The organism is Rhodococcus sp. 11-3, assembly GCF_023704055.1.
Lineage (GTDB): Bacteria > Actinomycetota > Actinomycetes > Mycobacteriales > Mycobacteriaceae > Rhodococcus > Rhodococcus aetherivorans.
In genome coordinates, this window is record NZ_CP080406.1 from 665661 (window position 1) to 684403 (window position 18743).

Below are 18743 nucleotides of genomic sequence, written 5' to 3' on the forward strand. Positions count from 1 at the left end.
CAATGTGCCTGGGAATTCCCGGCCGGGTGGTCGACATGGTCGACCCCGCCCAGCATCTGGCGAAGGTGGACGTCAACGGCGTGCAACGCGCCATCAGCGTCCGGCTGCTCGCCGGCACCGGCCTGCAGGTCGGGGACTGGGTGCTGGTGCACGTCGGCTTTGCGATGGCCCGGATCGACGAGGACGAGGCGAAGCTGACCCTCGATCAGGTGCGGAAGATGGGCGCCGACTACGTCAACGAGATCGAAGCCTTCAACGCGTCCGAGATCGCGTGAGCACCGGATGAAAGGCGGAGCAGGATCATGAAATTCGTCGACGAGTTCCGCGACCCCGCCGCGGCGCGCGCCCTGGTGGCCTCGATCACCGACCTCGCCGCCGGGGAGGAGTTCAAGTTCATGGAGGTGTGCGGCGGCCACACCCACACCATCTACCGGCACGGCATCGAACATCTGCTGCCCGCGTCGGTGGAGCTGGTGCACGGCCCCGGCTGTCCGGTGTGCGTGATCCCCATGGGCCGCATCGACGACGCCATGTGGCTGGCCGAGCAACCGAACGTGGTGTTCACGACGTTCGGAGACATGATGCGGGTGCCCGGCTCGCGCGGGAACCTGCTCGAGGCCAAGGCCCACGGCGCCGACGTCCGATTCGTGTATTCCCCGCTGGACGCCCTGAAGATCGCGGTGGACCACCCGGACCGGCATGTGGTGTTCTTCGCCGTCGGATTCGAGACCACCGCCCCGTCCACGGCGGTGACGCTCGTGCGGGCGAGACAGCTCGGCCTGAGCAACTTCACGGTGTTCTGCAACCACGTGACGATCGTGCCGCCGATCAAGGCGATCCTCGAGTCGCCGGATCTGCGGCTCTCGGGATTCCTCGGACCGGGGCACGTGTCGACCGTGGTGGGACTGCGTCCCTACCGCTTCGTCCCCGCCGTGTACGGAAAACCGATCGTGGTGGCCGGATTCGAGCCGCTCGACATCCTCGCCTCGGTGCACATGCTGCTGCGGCAGATCCGGGACGGCCGGTGCGAGGTGGAGAACCAGTACAGCCGGGTGGTGCGGCCCGAAGGAAACGTGCAGGCACTACGGCTGATGGCGCAGACGTTCGCGCTACGGCCGCACTTCGAGTGGCGCGGCCTCGGATTCATCTCGCAGAGCGCGCTCGGCATCCACCCCGACTACGCGGATTTCGACGCCGAGCAGCGGTTCTCGATGCCCGGCCTGCGCGTCGCCGACCCGAAGGCATGTCAGTGCGGCGAGGTGCTCAAGGGCGTCATCAAGCCGTGGGAATGCAAGGTCTTCGGCACGGCGTGCACGCCGGAGACCCCCATCGGCACCTGCATGGTGTCACCGGAGGGGGCGTGTGCCGCCTACTACAACTTCGGCCGGCTGCACCGGGACACCGCGGCGCTGGTGGGGCAACGCGGAACGGCCTGATCCGTGGCGGTGGTGACGGAGGGGCAGTGGTGACGGAGGGGCAGTGGTGACGGAGGGGCAGCGGCTCTTCGCCCGTTACGCCCATGCGCCGAACGCACTGGGCTACTGCGGCCCGGCAGGGGCGGCGGCCCTCGAGGCCGCCGCGTGCGGGCACGGCGACGGCGCGGCGGTCGTGGCCGCCGCCCGGCGGTTCACCGGAGCATGGCCCTACCAGGAGCTGATCGCGGCCCTGGCCGGCCGGACCGACCCCCTCGACGCAGAGGTGGTGCGCGCCTACTGGACCGGCAACGCCCTGACGGACCGGATCGATCCGGTGGAGTTCGGGACCCGGCTGCTCGAGCGGCTGGGCACGCAGGCGGGGCACTACTGGACCCACCTGACACCCGAACTGCTTGCCGAGGCGGCCCCGACGCACGCGTTCCACGTGCTGGGGGTGTACCCGTGGTCGCGACTGCTGACCACCGGGATGCCCCAGCCGGTGCAGGTTCTCGATTCCTGCCGGATCCGCTGGGGCACCGTCGTCGCCGTCGGACCCGACACGGCGACGGTGCGCAGCCGCCGGCTCGAGTTCGACGGTGCCCGCCTGCGTCTCGGCGCGGAACGCGCCGAGACGGTACGGCGCCGCACCGGTGCGGGTGTGTTCGTGCCGGGACTGCGGCTCGGCGAACATGTTGCGCTGCACTGGGATTTCCTGTGCGACCGGCTCGAGGAGGAGGAGGTGGGCCGGCTGGAGGCCGCGACGGTGCGGCAGCTCGACCGCACCAACGGCCGGCTCGCCGCGGGGTGACGGCGCTCAGCGCGGGTCGGTCTCCGGCAGGGTGAATCCCCACGGCAGTTCCAGCCGGTTCGCGGCGAGCAGGTCGGCGTCGGCGAGCAGGGCGGTGATCGGACCGTCCGCGACGAGTCGTCCGTCGCTCACGATCACGGCCCGGCTGCACACCTGCGCGGCGTACGGCAGGTCGTGGGTGACCAGCAGCAGGGTGGCGTCGATGCCGAGGAGGACCTCGGCCAGTTCCCGGCGGGCGACGGGATCGAGGTCGGTGGACGGCTCGTCCAGGACCAGAACGTCGGGCCGGCACGCCAGCACGGTGGCGAGGGCGACCCGTCGACGCTGACCCGCGGACAGATGCGCGGTGTTGCGGCCGGCGTGCTCGGTCATGCCGACCGCCTCGAGGGCCTCGCGGACCCGGGCGTCGAGTTCGGCTGCGGAAACGCCGAAGTTGGCGGGCCCGAACGCCACGTCCTGTGCGACGGTCGGCATGAACAACTGGTCGTCGGGATCCTGGAACACCAGTCCGACCCGTCGCCGGATCTCACGCAGGGTGTTCCGCGCGACCGGCAGCCCGCCGATCCGGACGGTCCCGGACGACGGCGCCAGTACGCCGTTCAGGTGCAGCATCAGGGTGGTCTTGCCGGCGCCGTTCGGGCCGAGGACCGCGACCCGCTCACCGGCGGTGACGGCGAGGTCGATGCCGTCGAGGGCGCAGTGCCCGTCGGGGTGGACGTGCCGTACCCCCGTCAGCAGCACGGCCGGCTCCGCGGTCATGCCGTCACCCAGGCGGCGGCGCAGACGGCACCGGCGACGGCGGCCGGCAGCAGGCCCGCAGTCCAGGCCATCGCGGTGGCGGGAGGACCGGAGGCCGGGACGGCACCGGTGAATCCGCGGGAGAGCATGGCCAGATGCACCCGCTCACCGCGCTTGTAGGCGCGGACGAACAGCCCCCCGATTCCCCGGGCCGTCGCTCCGATGCGGTGGAGGGTGCGTGGGTCGTCGCCGCGGGAGATCCGGGCACGGTGCATTCGGTTCGCCTCGGCGGCAAGCAGTTCGAGATAGCGCAGCATGAGCACCGCCACCGTCGTGAGCAGTGCCGGAACCCGGAGGCGGGCCAGGCCGGCGGGCAGGTCCTGGGCCGGGGTGGTGGCCGCGAGGACGAGGGAGACGAGCACCCCGAGGGTGCCCTTGACGAGGATGCCCCACGCCGCGTACAGGCCCGGAACCGACAGGGAGAACCCCAGGACGTCGACCCGGTCGCCGGCCTCGGCGAACGGGAGCAGGACGGCGAGCGCGACGAACGGAGCCTCGATCGACATGCGCGGCGCCAGCCAGGCGCAGCGGATCCCGGCGACCGCGCAGATCGCCGCGACGACCGCGAAATGGAGGGCGAAGGCCCACATCGCCTCGCGCGGAGTGGCGACCACGACGAAGACGAATGCCGTTGCGGCGACGATCTTCACCTCGGTGGGCAGGCGGTGCACAGCAGTCGTCGCGCGTGCAGGCCCGCCCCGCAGCGCGGTGGTCACGGCCGCGCTCCCGGAGTCCTGTTCCCGGATGCGCCCCGTCGACGGACGAGGAGACGGAACAGCGCGGCGGCCACCGCCGAGGTCGCGGCGACGCCGAGAACCCCGGCCACGCCGGTGGATCCGGTGTGGCCGCCGACCGTGTAACCGGCCAGCGGACCCGCGTCCCACGGATGATCGGTGGCCTCACCCGCCAGGCACTCCCCGGTGACCGTGGCGCTACCGTCGACTTCGACCACGGCACACCCCCGCGCGGTCGCGGCCTCGAGGCCGTCGGGGCTCGAATCGGCAAGGTACGAAAGCATCCCCGCGCACAGGAACGCCGCCACCGCGAACAGGATCAGGAGACGCCGGCGCGTCATGCCGGTGCCCGGGTCGGCGGCCGCAGCGGGCGGAGCAGATGGACGATGTCGGGCCGCGCCCGTGCCACCGCGACGACGGTGACGGCGGTGACGAGTCCCTCACCGGCGCCGATGAGAACGTGGGTGCCGAGAAGGAACGCAGCGACGGTGCCGGCGGACCCGGCGGTGCCGCCGACCGCGTACTCGACCAGGAACCCGGTCGCCGCGGCGACCGTCGCGACCAGCGCTGCGGCAAAAGAGATCACGCCGAGGGTCGGTCCGCACGGGTACCGGCGCAGCAGCGGACGCAGCGCCACGGCCGTGCCGTACCCGGCGAGCACGCCGAGCAGGGCCATGTTGGTGACGTTGGCGCCGAGGGCGGTGAGACCGCCGTCGGCGAAGAGCAGTGACTGCACGACCAGCACGACCGTCAGGCACAGGGCGGCGGTCGCGGGACCGACCAGGACGGCGGCGAGCGCGCCGCCGAGTACGTGCCCGCTCACCCCCGGCAGGACCGGAAAGTTGATCATCTGCAGGGCGAAGACGAAGGCCGCGACGAGGCCGGCCAGGGGAGCGATGCGCTCGTCGAGCTCGGAGCGGGCCCTGCGGAGCGCCACCGCGAGGCCGAGCGCGGCGACGACGAAGAACGCCAGCGAGGTCCGCGCGTCGAGCAGACCGTCGCTCATGTGCATGGCTACGACGTCCATCGGAAGAACCTCCGAGACGTGAGGATGCGTCGACGCGATTCTAGCTGCCTACCTGAACAACTGAACAGTCTTTCGGCCGTCGGGCCGGTTCGTCCCGTTCCGCCGGGACCTTCGTGCGGCGCGGTCCGCAGTGGGGCGTCCTGCCGTCTCCCCGGCGAGATCGACTGTCGACAAACGCGGCGCCGCGTGCTCGGATGGAGCGAGGGGGTCCATTCGTCGGAATGCTCGAATCCCCGAGGAGAAGCGATGAACGACGGAACCGGAAGGCAAGAGGAACCGCAGTCGGAGCGGGGTGCCCCCGGCTCGCGCGACATGGGCTCCACCGGCCCCGGAGGAGGGCCCGCGGACCGCCCCGCCGGCGCGTTCGAGGACGACGAGATGATCTCCGCCGACCCCGGCGACGCGGGATCGCACCGACCCGGGCACACCACGACGGTCGGGGATGCGGACGCGGCCGTCCCGCCCTACGAGGGGCGGACGGAGCGCGGGGATGTCCGTCCCGCGCCGGACGACAGGGGAGAGGCGAGCACCGGGGGTGCCGGACGGCCGGTGGCCGACGAGACCCGCAAGTCGGCGGAGCCCTCCGAGACCCCGGGTGGCGCCACGACGTCGCCGACCGAGGAGCGGCCCGCCGGGTGAGCCGACACGAACCGAGGTGACGACGAGGGGCCGGCCCCGCCCACCGGGCGAGGGTGCACCGCGCCGAGGACGCGCGCTGTTCGGGCGGACCAGGGAGCCCGGTGCGCCGGGGCGGCGTCAGACGAACGTGCGCGGCAGCACGATCGCCAGCGCGATCAGCAGTGCGACCTTGACGATCTCGAGCGCCACATAGGCGTAGTGCACCTTCGAGCGGGGTGCGTCCTCCCCCGCGAGGATGCGGTTCGAGCGGCGCGTCAGCGGCGGGCGGATCACCGCCACCTGGACCGCAAGCACGGCCACCGTCACGAGGAGCAGGATCCACCCGGTCGTGCCGGGCGACGAGACCAGGCACGCTGCGATCAGTACGAGGGCGAGGACCCCCTCCACCGTGTTGAGTGCCCGGAACACCAGGCGACCGATACCGAGTCCGAGGGGGATGGTGATTCCCGGCGCCCGGAACTTCAGGGGTGCTTCGAGGAAGGAGATGGCGAGCACCATCCCGAGCCAGAGCATCGGCACGAACAGTTCCACGTAGCGTGCGAGAGTTTCCATCACCCGTCCTCGACTGCTGTGATCGGCACCTGATCGCCGATCCTAGTGGCGCCTGCGGCGACGGGGACGCCGGCCGTCCTTCGTCACGGCGAGAAGGGTGAGGACGAGGGCCGTCGCTGCGAGAGCGACGACGAAGACGACCACGTGGGCCGCACCCGCGCTGCGGTCACTACAGTCCTGACCGTCCTCGGATCACTCGTTGCGCAGAGGGGGCGCGGGAATTCCGGCCACGGACGTGTGTGAACGATCGACCCGTGGCGGCCCGTTCTTGCTCGGCAGCCGAGACCGAGGAATGCTGCTGACAACTCGCGCTCGACAACGTTCACCGAAAGGATCGGTCATGCCGCGCATCGGTACCGCCGCCCGGGACCTCTACCGACGGGAGATGGCCGCGTCGAAAACTGCCGGCGACCCGCAGCAACGGTGGCGCCACCTCGAACGGGCGCACATCCTGTCCCAGCCGGATCCGTGGTTGCACACCTGCAATCACGTCGCGATGCTCGCCCTGGCGCTGCGCTGCCGTGACCGCCGCGAGGCCCTCGGGCAGGTCGTGCGGATCGTCGTTGCTGCTCCCGGTTCGATGACCGGCCGGTATCCCGAAGGCAACACCGGACGGGTCGCCGCCGGCCTGACGACCCCGATGCCGGTTCCGGCCGATCTGGCCCGGGCGCTGTCGGCGTAGTCGCCCACCCCCGGATTCGGAGGGGCGGACCCCGCTCACGACCGGCTCCTACAGGTGCACGGTCCCGCGGATGCACGTCGTGCTGTGTCCGCCGATCCACACCTCGTCGCCCGACGAGTGCACGGTCACGATGCCGCGGCGGCCGACGCGCGTCCCCTGGCTCGCTCGGTAGTCGGCCGGCGCGATGCCGGCGCCGATCAGCCACTGGGCCAGGCCGGCGTTGAGGCTTCCCGTCACCGGGTCCTCCTTGACGCCGACGGGCGCGGCGAAGGCGCGGACCTCGAACTGCTGCGGCGATCCCGGCGGGTAGGGGCCGACGACACCGAGCATCAGGTCGCGCATGTGCTGGTCGTCGGGTTCGAGGTCGAGCACGTCCTGCGCGGACTCGAGCAGGACCGCAGCCCAGCCGGGCCCGTTGTCGACCCAGTTGTGGGCCACGATCCGCTCGCGCGCGATCCCGAGGCCACGGGCGATGCGGGCCAGGTGGTCCTCGTCGAGGTCGCCGCGACGGACCAGCTCGGGGGCGCGGAACGCTGCCGACTCGTCGGTGTGGCGCAGTTCGACGAGTCCGGCTCCGCATTCCTGGACGAGAAGGCCCGGGGTTTTCGGCACGCCGCCGGCCTCGAGCCACGCGTGCGCCGAGCCGAGCGTGGGATGGCCGGCGAACGGGATCTCCGCGCCGGGGGTGAAGATGCGCAGCCGGTAGTCGGCCTCGGGGGTCGTCGGGGGAAGAACGAACGTGGTCTCGGACAGGTTCGTCCACGCCGCGAACTGCGCCATCGCCTCGTCGGGGATGCCGTCGCCGTCGAGGACGACCGCGACCGGGTTTCCCCGGTACGGCTCGGCGGCGAACACGTCGACCTGCGCGAAGTTCCGGGAACGTGGCTGCACCATCGGCTGTGTCTCCTTCGTCGGTTCCGTCCCGACGATTGTGGTCGCGGCGCCGGCGGGGCGCATCCGAATATGCCGGCGACCCTGCGATGGGCTCAGTGCGGACCATCCGTTCCGCGACGCTCGACCGCATCGGTCCGAACCACCTCGAGGCCGGGATCGATCACGTGCCGATGCGGCGCTGAACGACTGCGGCGCTGAACGACTGCGGCGCTGAACGACGAAGGGCGCGCAGGGAAGTCCCTGCGCGCCCTTCACGGTTCGAGGATTCAGTGCTCGTACGTGCTCAGGTCGCGGTCCTTGCTCTCCTTCGCCAGGAGGATGAACACCGCGCTCAGGACTGCCAGCCCGATCATGAACGCCGCGACCAGGCCGGTGCCGCCGCCGGCGGCCGCCTGCAGCGACGCGAGGATCACCGGCGTGAAGCCCGCGCCGAGCAGTGTCGCGCCCTGGTAGCCGAGCGAGGCGCCGGTGTACCGGGCCGCGGTGCCGAACTGCTCGGCGATGTACGCCGCCATCGGACCGTAGGTCGCGGACTGGCAGACGCCGAAGCCGAGCACGAACCCGAGCGTCACCAGGGCGACGTTGCCGGACGACAGCAGCGCCAGGATCGGCACGATCAGCACGACGAACGCGCCGAGACCGAAGAGCATCACCGGTCGCCGGCCGACGCGGTCGGAGAGGCGGGCGAATCCGAGCAGGGTGAAGATCGCGACGAACTGGCAGACGGCGAACGCCAGGAGCGCCTGCGATCGGGTCACCCCGGAATGGGACGCGTACCCGATGGCGAACGTGGTGAACATGGTCTGGATGCCGAAGCTGGCCATGCACCCCAGGGCGACGAGCAGCAGGTTCCGGGGACGGCGCAGGATGCTCAGGATCGGCGGGGTCCGCCTGTCGACCGCGGTGGCGTCCACCTCGGCCTGCTTGGCCATCGCCTCCCGGAACAGCGGGCTCTCGGACACCCGGGCCCGGACGAACAGGCCGACGGCCAGCATCACCGCGGACAGCAGGAACGGGATGCGCCAGCCCCACGACAGGAAGTCGTCCTCGGGCAGCAGCGCCACCAGCGCCAGGGCGAGGGTGCCGAGCAGGGAACCGGTGGGTGCGCCGGCGTTGGTGAACGAGGCGGCGAAGCCGCGCCCCCGCCCGCCGACGTGCTCGAGGGACATGAGCGCCGCGCCGCCCCACTCACCGCCCACGGCGATACCCTGGCACACGCGCAGCAGCACGAGAATGATTGCGGCCCAGGATCCGATCGCCGACGCCGGCGGGACGAGGCCGATGAGGAACGACGCGACGCCCATGACCGTCATGGAGATCAGCAGCATCGACTTGCGGCCGTACCTGTCGCCGAAGTGCCCGAAGACGACGCCGCCGAAAGGACGGGCCAGGTAGCCCGCGGCGAACGTGCCCATCGACGCGATGGTCCCGGCGAGCGGGGACAGGTCCGAGAAGAACACGGGTGCGAAGACGATCGCTGCCGCGGTCGCGTAGAGCAGAAAGTCGTAGAACTCGATGGTGCTGCCCAGATAGCTCGACAGCACGACGCGTCGAACTTCCTTCTTTCTCTGGGCCGCAGTGATGTCCGCGGATGCGGTGACGGTCATGGGAGCTCCTGCCGTGGCGGTCGGGTCAGTGGGCGTACTGCTCGCGCAACTTGTCCTTGCGGATCTTTCCGGTGGCGTTGCGGGGGATCTCGTCGAGAACGAGAAGGGATTTGGGGATCTTGTACCTGGCGAGGCGCTCGCCGAGGAAGGCGAACAGCTCGTCCTCGGTGAGGGTGGCGCCGTCGGCGAGGGTGACGGCGGCCCGGCCCACCTCACCCCACTTCTCGTCGGGCACACCGAAGACGGCGCAGCCGAGGACGCCGGGCAGGTCGAGGATGGCGGCCTCCACCTCGGCGGGGTAGATGTTCTCGCCACCCGAGATGATCATGTCCTTGAGCCGGTCGACGATCGTGACGAAGCCGTCCTCGTCGGGAACCCCCACGTCGCCGGATCGGAACCAGCCGTCGCCGGTGAAGGCTTCGGCGGTGGCGTCGGGGCGATTCCAGTACCGCCGCATCACGTTCGGGCCGGAGATCTGGATCTCGCCGCGGTCGCCGGGGGCGACCTCGGTGCCGTCCGGGTCGACGACGCGCACGTCGGTGAAGAAGTGCGGGGCGCCCGCGGTGCCGAGCTTGCGCTCGGCGTCCTTGGGCGTGAGGATCAGCGCGCCCGGGCCGGTCTCGGTCAATCCGTATCCCTGGCAGAGGCGGACGCCACGGGCGGTGTAGGTCTGCAGGGTCCGTGGCGGTACCGGTGCGGCCGCGACGATCCAGCGACGGATCGAGCTCAGGTCGGTGCGGTTCCAGTTCGGGTGGGTGCTCATCGCGTCGAGCATCGTGGGCACCCCGAACGAGTACGTGACCCTCTTGGTTTCGATCAGGTGCAGGATGCGGCCGGGCTCGAAGCCCTCCTCGACGATCACGGTGCCGCCCTTGAGCAGGGTCGGCAGGGCGACGAAGTTCAAGGCGGCGGTATGGAAGAGCGGTGCGGCGACCAGGGCCACCTCGTCGGAGAGGAAGTCGAGATCGACGATCGGATTCATCACCGCGAACACCACGTTGCCGTGGGTGAGGACGACGCCCTTGGGCCGGCCGGTGGTGCCGGAGGTGTACATGATGAAGCACGGGTCGTCGTGCGTGACCGGGACGTCGAGACGGTCGGCGGGGGCGGTCGCGATGATCTCCTCGTAGCCGACGGCCCGGTCGTCGGGTGCCCCGTCGAGGACCACGCGCCGGGCGGTGCCGGCCGCGGTGGCGGCCGCGTCGGCGACGTCCGCGAGGGCGGCGGAATGGATCAGCACGGCGCTGCCGGAGTCGGCCAGGCAGTACTCCACCTCGGGGGTGGTCAGCCGGGCGTTGAGCGGCACGAACACGGCCCCGAGCAGGCCGGCGGCGAACAGCACCTCGAGGTAGGCGGGGTGGTTCGCGGACAGCAGCGCGACCCGGTCTCCGGGGCCGATACCCCGGGCGCGCAGGGCGTGGGCGAGCCGGGTGACCCGCTCGTCGAGTTCGCGGTAGGTGACGGTGGTGCCGCGGAAGTCGAGCGCGACCGCGTCGGGGGCCTGCCGGGCGCGTCGGTGCGGCCAGGTTCCGGTACCTTGATTGAGCACGGGATCTCCTCGATGCCTTGGGATGCGGGATGGTCTGTGGCCGAAGCGACTACGTCCGGGTGAGCCGGCGACCGACGATCTCCTTCATGATCTCCGTGGTGCCGCCGTAGAGGGTCCCGGCCCGGGAGTCCAGATAGTCGCGGGCGACGTCGTACTCCTTCATGAACCCGTAGCCGCCGTGCAGCTGCACGGCCCGGTGCACCACCTTCAGATGCAGTTCGGTGACCCACCACTTGGCCATCGCCGCCGTCACCTCGTCGAGCCGGCCGTGGGCGGCGTCGAGGATGCAACGGTCCACGAACACCTGCGCGATCTCGATTTCGGTGGCCAGTTCGGCGAGGTAGAAGCGGTTGGCCTGGAAGTCGGCGATGCGCTGCCCGAACGCTGTGCGGTCGGTGGCGTAGCGCAGCGCCGTCTCGAACGTGCGGGTCATCAGGGCCATGGAGGTCACCGCGATGCTGAGCCGCTCCTGCGGCAGGTTGTGCCGCAGATAGCCGAAGCCCCGGTTCTCCTCGCCGAGCAGGTTGGCGCGGGGCACGCGGACGTCGTCGAACACCAGCTCGGCGGTGTCCTGTGCGGACAGGCCCACCTTGTCGAGCGGGCCGTTCTTCGTGAACCCGGGCATGCCGTCCTCGACGACGAGCAGGCTCACCCCGTTCTTCCCGGCGGCGGGATCGGTCTTCGCGACGACGATGATCGTGTCGGCGAGCAGGCCGTTGGAGATGAAGATCTTGCTGCCGTTCAGCACGAAGTGGTCGCCGTCGGGAATCGCGGTGGTGGCGACGGCGGCGAGGTCGCTGCCGGCGCCGGGTTCGGTCATGGCGATCGCGCCGATCGCCTCACCGGCGACCATGGGGGCGAGCCAGCGATGGTTCTGCTCCTCGGTGCCGAGGGCCGTGAAGTACGGGGCGACCAGGTCGTTGAATCCCGACAAGCCCATGGTGACGGCCTGGGCGCCGACGCGGGCGAGTTCCTCGATGAGCACGGCGCCGAACCGGAAATCGTCGATGCCCCCGCCGCCGAACCGTTCCGGCACGGCGACACCGAGCAGGCCGAGCTTGCCGGCCTGCCGGTACAGCTCGCGATCGACGCGGCCCGCCGCGGCCCACTGCTCGAGGTGGGGGGCGACCTCGCGCTCGGCGAAGCGTCGCGCGGTTTCGCGGAACGCGGCGTGGTCGGGTTCGTAGATGGTGCGTTCGAGCGACACGGCACTCATGGAGACGGCGGTCCTCCTTCTGCGACCTCGTGGTTTGTCGCGCAGATCACAGTAGACCAATAATGATTGAAATAGTCAACGGTTGAATTCCATCTGCTTTCCGGGTGGGCGGTGCCCTCAGCTGGGGATATGTGTCTCGGCTAAAAACTTGCAAGCAGTCTGGACTGTTTGTTGTTTTGCTGTTACCGTCCGTTCTTGTGACTCGAACCACATCCACGGGCACGGGGCGCACGCAGGCCGAGCGCACCGCCGTGACCCGGGCGAAACTCCTCGACGCGGCCGTCGACTCGCTCGTCGAACTCGGCTACGCGCGCACCACCACCCAGGTCATCGCCAAACGGGCCGGGGTATCCCGGGGTGCGCAGCTGCATCACTTCCCGACCAAGGAATCGCTCGTCGTCGCCGCGGTCGAGCACCTCGTCGACAAGCGCCTCACGGAGATCCTCGAGGCCAGCCCGGACCCCGAGCGTGGCCTCGACGTCCTCACCGACGCGTTCCGCGGACCGTTGTTCCACGCCGCGCTCGAGCTGTGGGTGGCCGCCCGGACCGATCCCACCCTGCACGAGGCGGTGATCCCCCTCGAGCGCAAGGTCTCCGACGCGCTGCGGGTCGGCTGCCTCGAGATCATGGGGGACCGGATGGGCCCCGACGGAATCGACCTGAGCATCGAGCTGGCCCGCGGCCTCGCCGTCGCCGCCCTGATGCGTACCCCCGAATCGGATCGTGAGATCCGGGAGCGGCTGCTCCCGGTCTGGAAGGAACTGGTGATGAAGTGAGCATCGAGACCCTCCCGCCGCACGTCCACACGCTCGTCGTGGGGGCCGGCTTCGGGGGCATCGGCATGGCGGCCACGCTGCTGCGTGAGCACCCGCGCGCCGACGTCCTCGTGATCGAGCGGGGCGACGACGTCGGCGGCACCTGGCGGGTGAACACCTACCCGGGCGCGGCCTGCGACGTGCCGAGCGCGCTGTACTCGTTCTCCTTCGCGCCCGAACCGGACTGGTCGAAGGCCCACGGCACCCAGGAGGAGATCTACGCCTACCTGCGTCGGGTCGCGACGGAACAGGGCGTCACCGACCGGACGATGTTCGGGTGCGAACTGCGCAACGCGCAGTGGGACGACGAGAACACCCGCTGGATCGTGTCGACGTCGCGGGGCGACCTCACCGCCGACGTGCTGGTCTCGGCGACCGGTGCGCTGTCCACCCCGACCCTCCCGAAGGTGCCGGGCCTGGAGATGTTCCGCGGCAAGATGTTCCACTCGGCAGAGTGGGACCACGGCTACGACCTGCGCGGCAAGCGCGTCGCCGTGATCGGCACCGGCGCCTCCGCGATACAGTTCGTCCCCGCCATCGTCGACACCGTCGGGCACCTGACGCTGTTCCAGCGCACCGCCTCGTGGGTCATGCCCAAGCACGATCACACCATTGCGCGCCCGGTGCGCGCCCTCTACCGGCGTTTCCCGCTCGCGCAGAAGGTCGTTCGCGGGGCCGTCTACGGGCAGAAGGAAACGTACGTCGTCGGGATGACACGGCCGTTCGCGCGCCGGTGGCTCGTGCCGTTGTTCGAGCGCCGAGCGCTGTCGGTCCTCGACAAGCAGGTCCCGGATCCGGATCTGCGGACGAAGCTCACCCCGGGGTTCCGGATCATGTGCAAGCGGATCCTGCTGTCCAACGACTGGTTCCCGGCGATCACCCGGCCCGACGTCACCGTGGTTGCCTCCGGGCTGACCGCGGTCACCGAGAAGGGTGTCGTCGACGAGACCGGCAACGAGTACGAGGTCGACGCCGTCATCTTCGGCACCGGCTTCACCGTCACCGAACCGCCTGTGGCCCGGCACATCCGGGGACGCGACGGCTGCACCCTGGCCGAGGCCTGGAACGGCAGCCCCAGCGCCTACCTGGGCGTCTCGGTCCACGGCTTCCCCAACCTTTTCCTGATGTACGGGCCGAACACCAACCTCGGCCACAGCTCGATCGTGTACATGCTCGAATCGCAGGCCGCCTACATCGCGGACGCCCTGCGCACCATGCGGTCCCGGGAACTGGCCACCGTCGAGGTGACCGCCGGCGCGCAGCGCGACTACAACGCCGAACTCGACCCCGCCCTCGCCGGCACGGTGTGGAACGCGGGCGGCTGCCACAGCTGGTACCTCGACCGCAAGGGGCGCAACTCGGTGATGTGGCCGACGTTCACCTGGCGGTACCGCGCCCGGACCAAGCGCTTCGATCCCGAGAACTACGTGACCCGTCCCGCTGCCGAAAGGATTGCGGCATGACCCATTACGACGTTCTGGTCGTCGGGTCCGGATTCGGCGGCAGCGTCGCCGCGCTGCGCGCGACCGAGAAGGGCTACCGCGTCGGCGTTCTCGAGGCCGGCCGCCGCTTCGCCGACGACGAACTGCCGAAGACCAGCTGGCGACTGCGCAAGTACCTGTGGGCCCCGGCCCTGGGCTGTTACGGCGTGCAGCGCATCCACCTGCTGCCCGACGTCCTGGTCATGGCGGGTGCCGGCGTCGGCGGGGGATCGCTCAACTATGCCAACACCCTCTACCGGCCGCCGGCCCGGTTCTTCCAGGACCCGCAGTGGGGGCACATCACCGACTGGCAGGCCGAGCTCGGACCGTACTACGAGCAGGCGGCGCGGATGCTCGGCGTGCGCCCGAATCCGCTGACGACCCCCGCCGACGAGGTGATGCGCTCGGTGGCCGAGGAGATGGGGGTCGGCGAGACGTTCACCACCACGCCGGTCGGCGTGTTCTTCGGCGAACCGGGGAAGACGGTGCCGGACCCGTTCTTCGGGGGCGCCGGGCCCGAGCGCACCGGCTGCACCGAGTGCGGCGGCTGCATGACGGGTTGCCGGGTGGGCGCGAAGAACACCCTCGTCAAGAACTATCTGTACCTTGCCGAGCAGGCCGGGGCGACGATCCATCCGCTCACCACCGTCACCGAGATCAGTCCGCGCGCCGAGGGGGGATACGAGGTCCGTGCCCGCAGCACGAACCGGATCCGCAAGCGCCACACAGTGTTCACCGCCGACCAGGTGGTGTTTGCCGCCGGCACCTACGGCACGTCGCGGCTGCTGCTCGCGATGCGCGAGACCGGTGCCCTGCCGATGTTGTCGCCGCGACTGGGCACGGTGGTGCGCACCAACTCCGAAGCGGTGCTCGCCGCGACGGCGCAGGACCGCACCGTGGACTACTCCCGCGGCATCGCGATCACCGCCTCCTTCCACCCGGACGACCACACCCACATCGAACCGGTGCGGTACGGCAAGGGCAGCAACGCCATCGGGCTGTTGCAGGCCCTCCTGGTCGACGGTGGGGGCCGGACACCGCGGCTGGTGAAGTTCCTCGCGGTGGCGGCCCGCAACCCCGCCGCGTTCCTGCGCACCCTGTCGGTGCGGCACTGGTCCGAGCGGACCGTGATCGCGCTGGTCATGCAGACCGACGACAACTCCCTCGAACTGGCGAGCACGCGCGGGCCGTTCGGACGCCGGCTCACGAGCCGTCGCGGGCCCGGCGCGCCACCGCCGGAGTGGATTCCGGTGGGTCACGAGGCCATCCGGCGGGTCGCCGGCAAGATCGACGGCGACGCGGGCGGATCAGTTGCGGACCTGGTCAATATTCCCATGACCGCGCACTTCCTCGGCGGCTGCGTGATCGGGGACTCGCCCGAGTCCGGTGTCGTCGATCCCTACCTGCGCGCCTACGGCCACGAGGGCCTGCATGTCGTGGACGGATCCGTGGTCAGCGCCAACCTGGGCGTGAACCCGTCGCTCACCATCACGGCGCAGGCCGAGCGGGCGATGGCGTTGTGGCCCAACAAGGGTGACGCCGATCCACGCCCGACGCTCGGATCCGGTTACGTGCCGGTCACTCCGGTGCGGCCGGTGCGGCCCAGCGTGCCGGAGTCGGCTCCCGCGGCGCTGCGCCTGCCGATCCATCCCGTCCGACGAGAGGAGGCCGCCCGTGTTGTGGAGCGTGCCTGAGAGCACCGACGAACGTACCGACTGGCCGACGTCCGCGCCGCCGCCGTGGTCGGCGCAGGCGCGCGCGGCCCTGTGGTGGCACCGCAGCGCGCCCGGGGCGGCCCAGTTCGGCCCCGGCGGCCGGACCCTGCCGTTCACCCTCGCGATGGTGGTGGACTACCTCGAATCGCCCGTCGGCCCCTACCGCGAGGTGCTCGCAAGTCCCGTCCTGCGCCCGGGACTGATCCCGGCGATGGCCGTGCCGTTCATCGCCGTGGACTCCGAGGCGTCCGTGCACGGCGGGCGCGAGCACTGGCATCTGCCCAAGGTGCTCGCCTCGTTCACCGGCGACGTCATCGGCCGGTTCTCCGCCACGGGCGACACATGGAAGGTGGACACCGACGCGACCCCGCGCGGTCCGGAACTGCCGATCGTCGGGGGACTGGCGTTCGCACAGCCCGAACCGGACGGCAGCCAGGCCCGCGCCACGGCACGGCTGAGGGGACGGTTCCGCTATGCCCGCGTCCGCGTCGAGGCGCAGGGCCCGACACTGGGACGGTGGCTGCTGCCGGGGGCCCACCACGGCATCGTCATCACGTCGGGCCGGATGAGCATCGGCCCGGCCCGGACGGTGCGCTAGGGAACCTGCGGTGGGCTCACGACGCCTCGCGCATCGTGAGCCCACCGAGTTCGACGACGTACTGCCCGGCTGCGTCGTCCCACGTCACCGAGTAGGTGGTGGGGTAGTAGCCGGACTGCTGATACGCGCTCGGCTGCCGCAGTTCCTCGTGCAGGTCGGGCCGGGACGCCAGCCAGTCCCGGGTCATCATCGGCTCGATGAAGACGTGCCGGCCGTCCCACGAGCCCTGCAGGACCGTCTCGGTGAAGTGCCCGTGCGGCTCGGCGGTGTCGAGCCAGTGCAGTCCCATGTTGGGGACGGTGCCGAGAATCGGCTGGGGGTCCGACGGCGCGTAGCCTTCCGGGAGGTACTTCGGGTCCGGCAGCTTCGCCGCCCGCTCGAGATACCCGGGGACGAGCGGGTTGATCGACTCCACCGTCGCGGTGTCGACGAGGTAGAAGTGCACATCGAAGTGCGGCTGGTCGAACCCGTGTTCCGGATTGTGGCCGTGAGAGTTCCAGTCCAGCGTGACATGGTCGACGACCGTCGCGGGCGCCCCGTCGGGAACGTCGAGCACGTAGGCCTCGGTGGTGGGCAGCAGACCGCTCGTGAGGCCTTCGAGAGCGGCGGCATCGAGGCGGACGCCGATCGCGGTGGGGGTGTCGTCGGGTCCGACGGTGACGTACGTGTGCGCCGATCCGTTACCGACGGGGCGGGGCGGGCCGTCGACGGACGTGGAGCCCTGGGCTCCGGCCACGGAACCGACGACGAGTGCCGTCGCCGTCGCCGTCACGCCGACGACTCCGAGCACCGCGAACGTGCGAAGGTGCACCACTGTCACGACTCCTCTCGCATGGTGAGTCCACCGAGTTCGACGACGTACTCCTGCGCCTGGTCGTCGAAGCTCACCGAGTAGGTGGTGGGGTAGTACGCGCTCTGCTGATAGGCCTCGGGCTGTTTCACCGGCTCGTCGATCGTGGGCCGGGTGAGCAGCCAGTCGCGGGTGAGCATCGGCTCGATGAAGGTCCATTCGCCGTCCCAGGATCCCTCGATGAGGATCTGGGTGAAGTCGTACTGTCCCGGCGCGATCGGCAGGGTGCCGTCGACCCAGTGCATCCCCATCTGCGGGACGAGCGCCATCTCCGGCGGACCGGCGGGCACGTAGTCGGCCGGCATGTACCGGGCTTCGGGCATGTTGGCCGCCGCGTCGGCGTACCCGGGTGCGGCCGGGTCGATCTCGGAAATCTGCTCGGCGCCGATCATGTAGAAATGGATGTCGAAATGAGGCTGGTCGAACAGTCCCACCGGTTCGTGCCCGTGCGGGTTCCAGTCCATGGTCAGGTGGTCGAACGCGGTCTCGTCCGCCTCGGCCGGGAACTCGAGCGTGTGCACCTCGAGGGCGTCGGAGAGGCCGTCGAGCGCCGTCGCCGAGAAGCGGACCCCGATCGCCGCGGGGGCACCGTCGTCGCCCTGCTCGACGTAGGTGCGGGCCGTGCCGTCGCCGACCTCGACGGTGGGGCCGTAGGAGTAGGGCTCGGATTCCGTGTCGGATCCGCTGGAGCAGCCGAGCAGCAGGGTGAGCGCGGTGCCGGCCGCGATCGCGATCCCGGAGGCGCGAGAGATCGGGTTGGTGCGCATGGCGAACCTCTTCCGGTGGGCTGAGAAGCAGGGTAGACCCGGCCGGCGGGTCCGTTGTGCGGAATCAGGCGATCGTGTGCGGACCGATCCCGCCCGTCTTTTCTTGACTAATTCCAGAAAAGGGGCATACTGGGGTCATGCAACGAGCGAATGAGCACCTCGACCCCCCGGCGCAACTGCGCTCCGTGGGTCTGCGGGTGACCGCTCCGCGTGTTGCCGTGCTCGGTGCGGTTGCCGCGCACCCCCATTCCGATGCGGACGAGATCGCGGCCGCGGTGCGGAGCGAACTCGGCTCCGTCTCCACGCAGGCGGTGTACGACGTGCTCAAGGCGTGCGTCGGGGCCGGGCTCCTGCGCCGCATCGAACCCGCGGGTTCGCCGGCCCGGTACGAGACCCGGATCGGCGACAATCACCACCACCTGGTGTGCCGCAGCTGTGGCGCGGTCACCGACATCGAGTGCGTCGTCGGAGCGGCGCCGTGCCTCGAACCCTCGGACGACCACGGCTACGTCGTGGACGAGGCCGAAGTGACGTTCTGGGGACTGTGCTCCGACTGTCGAGAGTCTTAGTCCCGCACCATTTCTCCACTCCGACTA

The 18743-nt window shown here is 70.4% G+C and carries 21 protein-coding genes; 10 read left to right on the plus strand and 11 right to left on the minus strand.

Annotated features, from left to right (window positions below; translation table 11 throughout):
• Window positions 1-2 precede the first annotated feature (2 nt).
• The 3 genes from KZJ41_RS03020 to KZJ41_RS03030 are packed head-to-tail and all read left to right on the plus strand — an operon-like array spanning window position 3 to window position 2223.
• Window positions 3-275 carry a HypC/HybG/HupF family hydrogenase formation chaperone gene (locus tag KZJ41_RS03020; RefSeq protein WP_006941963.1) on the plus strand — a complete coding sequence of 91 codons (273 nt, stop codon included), beginning with the start codon at window positions 3-5 and terminating at the stop codon, window positions 273-275.
• 27 nt (window positions 276-302) lie between these two features.
• Entirely contained in the window at window positions 303-1436 is a 1134-nt protein-coding gene (gene hypD / locus KZJ41_RS03025) for a hydrogenase formation protein HypD (RefSeq protein WP_065923100.1), read from the plus strand.
• 46 nt (window positions 1437-1482) lie between these two features.
• Window positions 1483-2223 carry a DUF6390 family protein gene (locus KZJ41_RS03030; protein WP_051446126.1) on the plus strand — a complete coding sequence of 247 codons (741 nt, stop codon included), beginning with the start codon at window positions 1483-1485 and terminating at the stop codon, window positions 2221-2223.
• Between the two features lie 6 nt (window positions 2224-2229).
• On the opposite strand, the gene KZJ41_RS03035 is transcribed toward KZJ41_RS03030, so the two are convergent.
• The 4 genes from KZJ41_RS03035 to KZJ41_RS03050 are packed head-to-tail and all read right to left on the minus strand — an operon-like array spanning window position 2230 to window position 4782.
• Window positions 2230-2982 (minus strand): energy-coupling factor ABC transporter ATP-binding protein, encoded by a 753-nt coding sequence (locus KZJ41_RS03035; protein ID WP_144414996.1) that lies wholly within the window; start codon window positions 2980-2982, stop codon window positions 2230-2232.
• A complete protein-coding gene (gene cbiQ, locus KZJ41_RS03040; RefSeq protein WP_251550156.1) occupies window positions 2979-3737 on the minus strand; it encodes a cobalt ECF transporter T component CbiQ in 759 nt (252 codons plus the stop codon). The genes KZJ41_RS03035 and cbiQ overlap by 4 nt, the downstream gene beginning before the upstream one ends.
• Entirely contained in the window at window positions 3734-4096 is a 363-nt protein-coding gene (locus KZJ41_RS03045; protein WP_006945654.1) for a PDGLE domain-containing protein, read from the minus strand. The genes cbiQ and KZJ41_RS03045 overlap by 4 nt, the downstream gene beginning before the upstream one ends.
• Window positions 4093-4782 (minus strand): energy-coupling factor ABC transporter permease, encoded by a 690-nt coding sequence (locus tag KZJ41_RS03050; RefSeq protein ID WP_251550158.1) that lies wholly within the window; start codon window positions 4780-4782, stop codon window positions 4093-4095. The genes KZJ41_RS03045 and KZJ41_RS03050 overlap by 4 nt, the downstream gene beginning before the upstream one ends.
• Window positions 4783-5028: 246 nt before the next feature.
• Between KZJ41_RS03050 and KZJ41_RS03055 the strand changes: the two genes are divergently transcribed.
• Window positions 5029-5421 carry a hypothetical protein gene (locus KZJ41_RS03055; protein WP_124258510.1) on the plus strand — a complete coding sequence of 131 codons (393 nt, stop codon included), beginning with the start codon at window positions 5029-5031 and terminating at the stop codon, window positions 5419-5421.
• Window positions 5422-5538: 117 nt separating this feature from the next.
• On the opposite strand, the gene KZJ41_RS03060 is transcribed toward KZJ41_RS03055, so the two are convergent.
• Window positions 5539-5973, minus strand: a complete 435-nt coding sequence (locus KZJ41_RS03060; protein WP_251550160.1) for a hypothetical protein — start codon at window positions 5971-5973, stop codon at window positions 5539-5541.
• A 340-nt stretch (window positions 5974-6313) separates the two neighbouring features.
• On the opposite strand from KZJ41_RS03060, the gene KZJ41_RS03065 reads away from it, so the two are divergent.
• Complete coding sequence (locus KZJ41_RS03065; protein WP_072634159.1) at window positions 6314-6655, plus strand: DUF3703 domain-containing protein; 342 nt, start codon at window positions 6314-6316, stop codon at window positions 6653-6655.
• Window positions 6656-6703: 48 nt separating this feature from the next.
• On the opposite strand, the gene KZJ41_RS03070 is transcribed toward KZJ41_RS03065, so the two are convergent.
• The 4 genes from KZJ41_RS03070 to KZJ41_RS03085 form a co-directional block, all read right to left on the minus strand.
• Window positions 6704-7549: a PhzF family phenazine biosynthesis protein gene (locus tag KZJ41_RS03070; protein ID WP_006945646.1), complete on the minus strand. Its 846-nt coding sequence runs from the start codon at window positions 7547-7549 to the stop codon at window positions 6704-6706.
• 266 nt (window positions 7550-7815) lie between these two features.
• On the minus strand, window positions 7816-9156 hold the full coding sequence (locus KZJ41_RS03075) for an MFS transporter (protein ID WP_050034503.1): 1341 nt from the start codon (window positions 9154-9156) through the stop codon (window positions 7816-7818).
• Between the two features lie 25 nt (window positions 9157-9181).
• Window positions 9182-10705, minus strand: a complete 1524-nt coding sequence (locus tag KZJ41_RS03080) for a long-chain fatty acid--CoA ligase (protein WP_006945643.1) — start codon at window positions 10703-10705, stop codon at window positions 9182-9184.
• Between the two features lie 49 nt (window positions 10706-10754).
• Window positions 10755-11921 carry an acyl-CoA dehydrogenase family protein gene (locus tag KZJ41_RS03085; protein WP_029547195.1) on the minus strand — a complete coding sequence of 389 codons (1167 nt, stop codon included), beginning with the start codon at window positions 11919-11921 and terminating at the stop codon, window positions 10755-10757.
• Window positions 11922-12118: 197 nt separating this feature from the next.
• Here KZJ41_RS03085 and KZJ41_RS03090 point away from each other — a divergent pair, with 197 nt between their 5' ends.
• Genes KZJ41_RS03090 through KZJ41_RS03105 form a run of 4 tightly spaced genes read left to right on the plus strand, consistent with a single transcriptional unit; the run spans window position 12119 to window position 16530 of the window.
• Window positions 12119-12697, plus strand: a complete 579-nt coding sequence (locus tag KZJ41_RS03090; RefSeq protein WP_006945640.1) for a TetR/AcrR family transcriptional regulator — start codon at window positions 12119-12121, stop codon at window positions 12695-12697.
• The gene (locus tag KZJ41_RS03095) at window positions 12694-14199 is read left to right on the plus strand and encodes an NAD(P)/FAD-dependent oxidoreductase (RefSeq protein ID WP_251550162.1); all 1506 of its coding nucleotides are present in this window, start codon (window positions 12694-12696) and stop codon (window positions 14197-14199) included. The genes KZJ41_RS03090 and KZJ41_RS03095 overlap by 4 nt, the downstream gene beginning before the upstream one ends.
• Window positions 14196-15911, plus strand: coding sequence for an FAD-dependent oxidoreductase (locus KZJ41_RS03100; RefSeq protein ID WP_251550164.1), 1716 nt, complete (start codon window positions 14196-14198; stop codon window positions 15909-15911). The genes KZJ41_RS03095 and KZJ41_RS03100 overlap by 4 nt, the downstream gene beginning before the upstream one ends.
• Complete coding sequence (locus KZJ41_RS03105; RefSeq protein WP_029547198.1) at window positions 15904-16530, plus strand: acetoacetate decarboxylase family protein; 627 nt, start codon at window positions 15904-15906, stop codon at window positions 16528-16530. Before KZJ41_RS03100 ends, KZJ41_RS03105 begins: the two co-directional genes overlap by 8 nt.
• 16 nt (window positions 16531-16546) lie before the next feature.
• On the opposite strand, the gene KZJ41_RS03110 is transcribed toward KZJ41_RS03105, so the two are convergent.
• Both KZJ41_RS03110 and KZJ41_RS03115 read right to left on the minus strand, forming a co-directional pair.
• Complete coding sequence (locus tag KZJ41_RS03110; protein WP_006945634.1) at window positions 16547-17344, minus strand: DUF5602 domain-containing protein; 798 nt, start codon at window positions 17342-17344, stop codon at window positions 16547-16549.
• Window positions 17345-17346: 2 nt separating this feature from the next.
• Window positions 17347-18147, minus strand: coding sequence for a DUF5602 domain-containing protein (locus tag KZJ41_RS03115; RefSeq protein WP_006945633.1), 801 nt, complete (start codon window positions 18145-18147; stop codon window positions 17347-17349).
• Window positions 18148-18284: 137 nt separating this feature from the next.
• Here KZJ41_RS03115 and KZJ41_RS03120 point away from each other — a divergent pair, with 137 nt between their 5' ends.
• On the plus strand, window positions 18285-18716 hold the full coding sequence (locus KZJ41_RS03120) for a Fur family transcriptional regulator (RefSeq protein WP_044476473.1): 432 nt from the start codon (window positions 18285-18287) through the stop codon (window positions 18714-18716).
• Window positions 18717-18743: the final 27 nt, after the last annotated feature.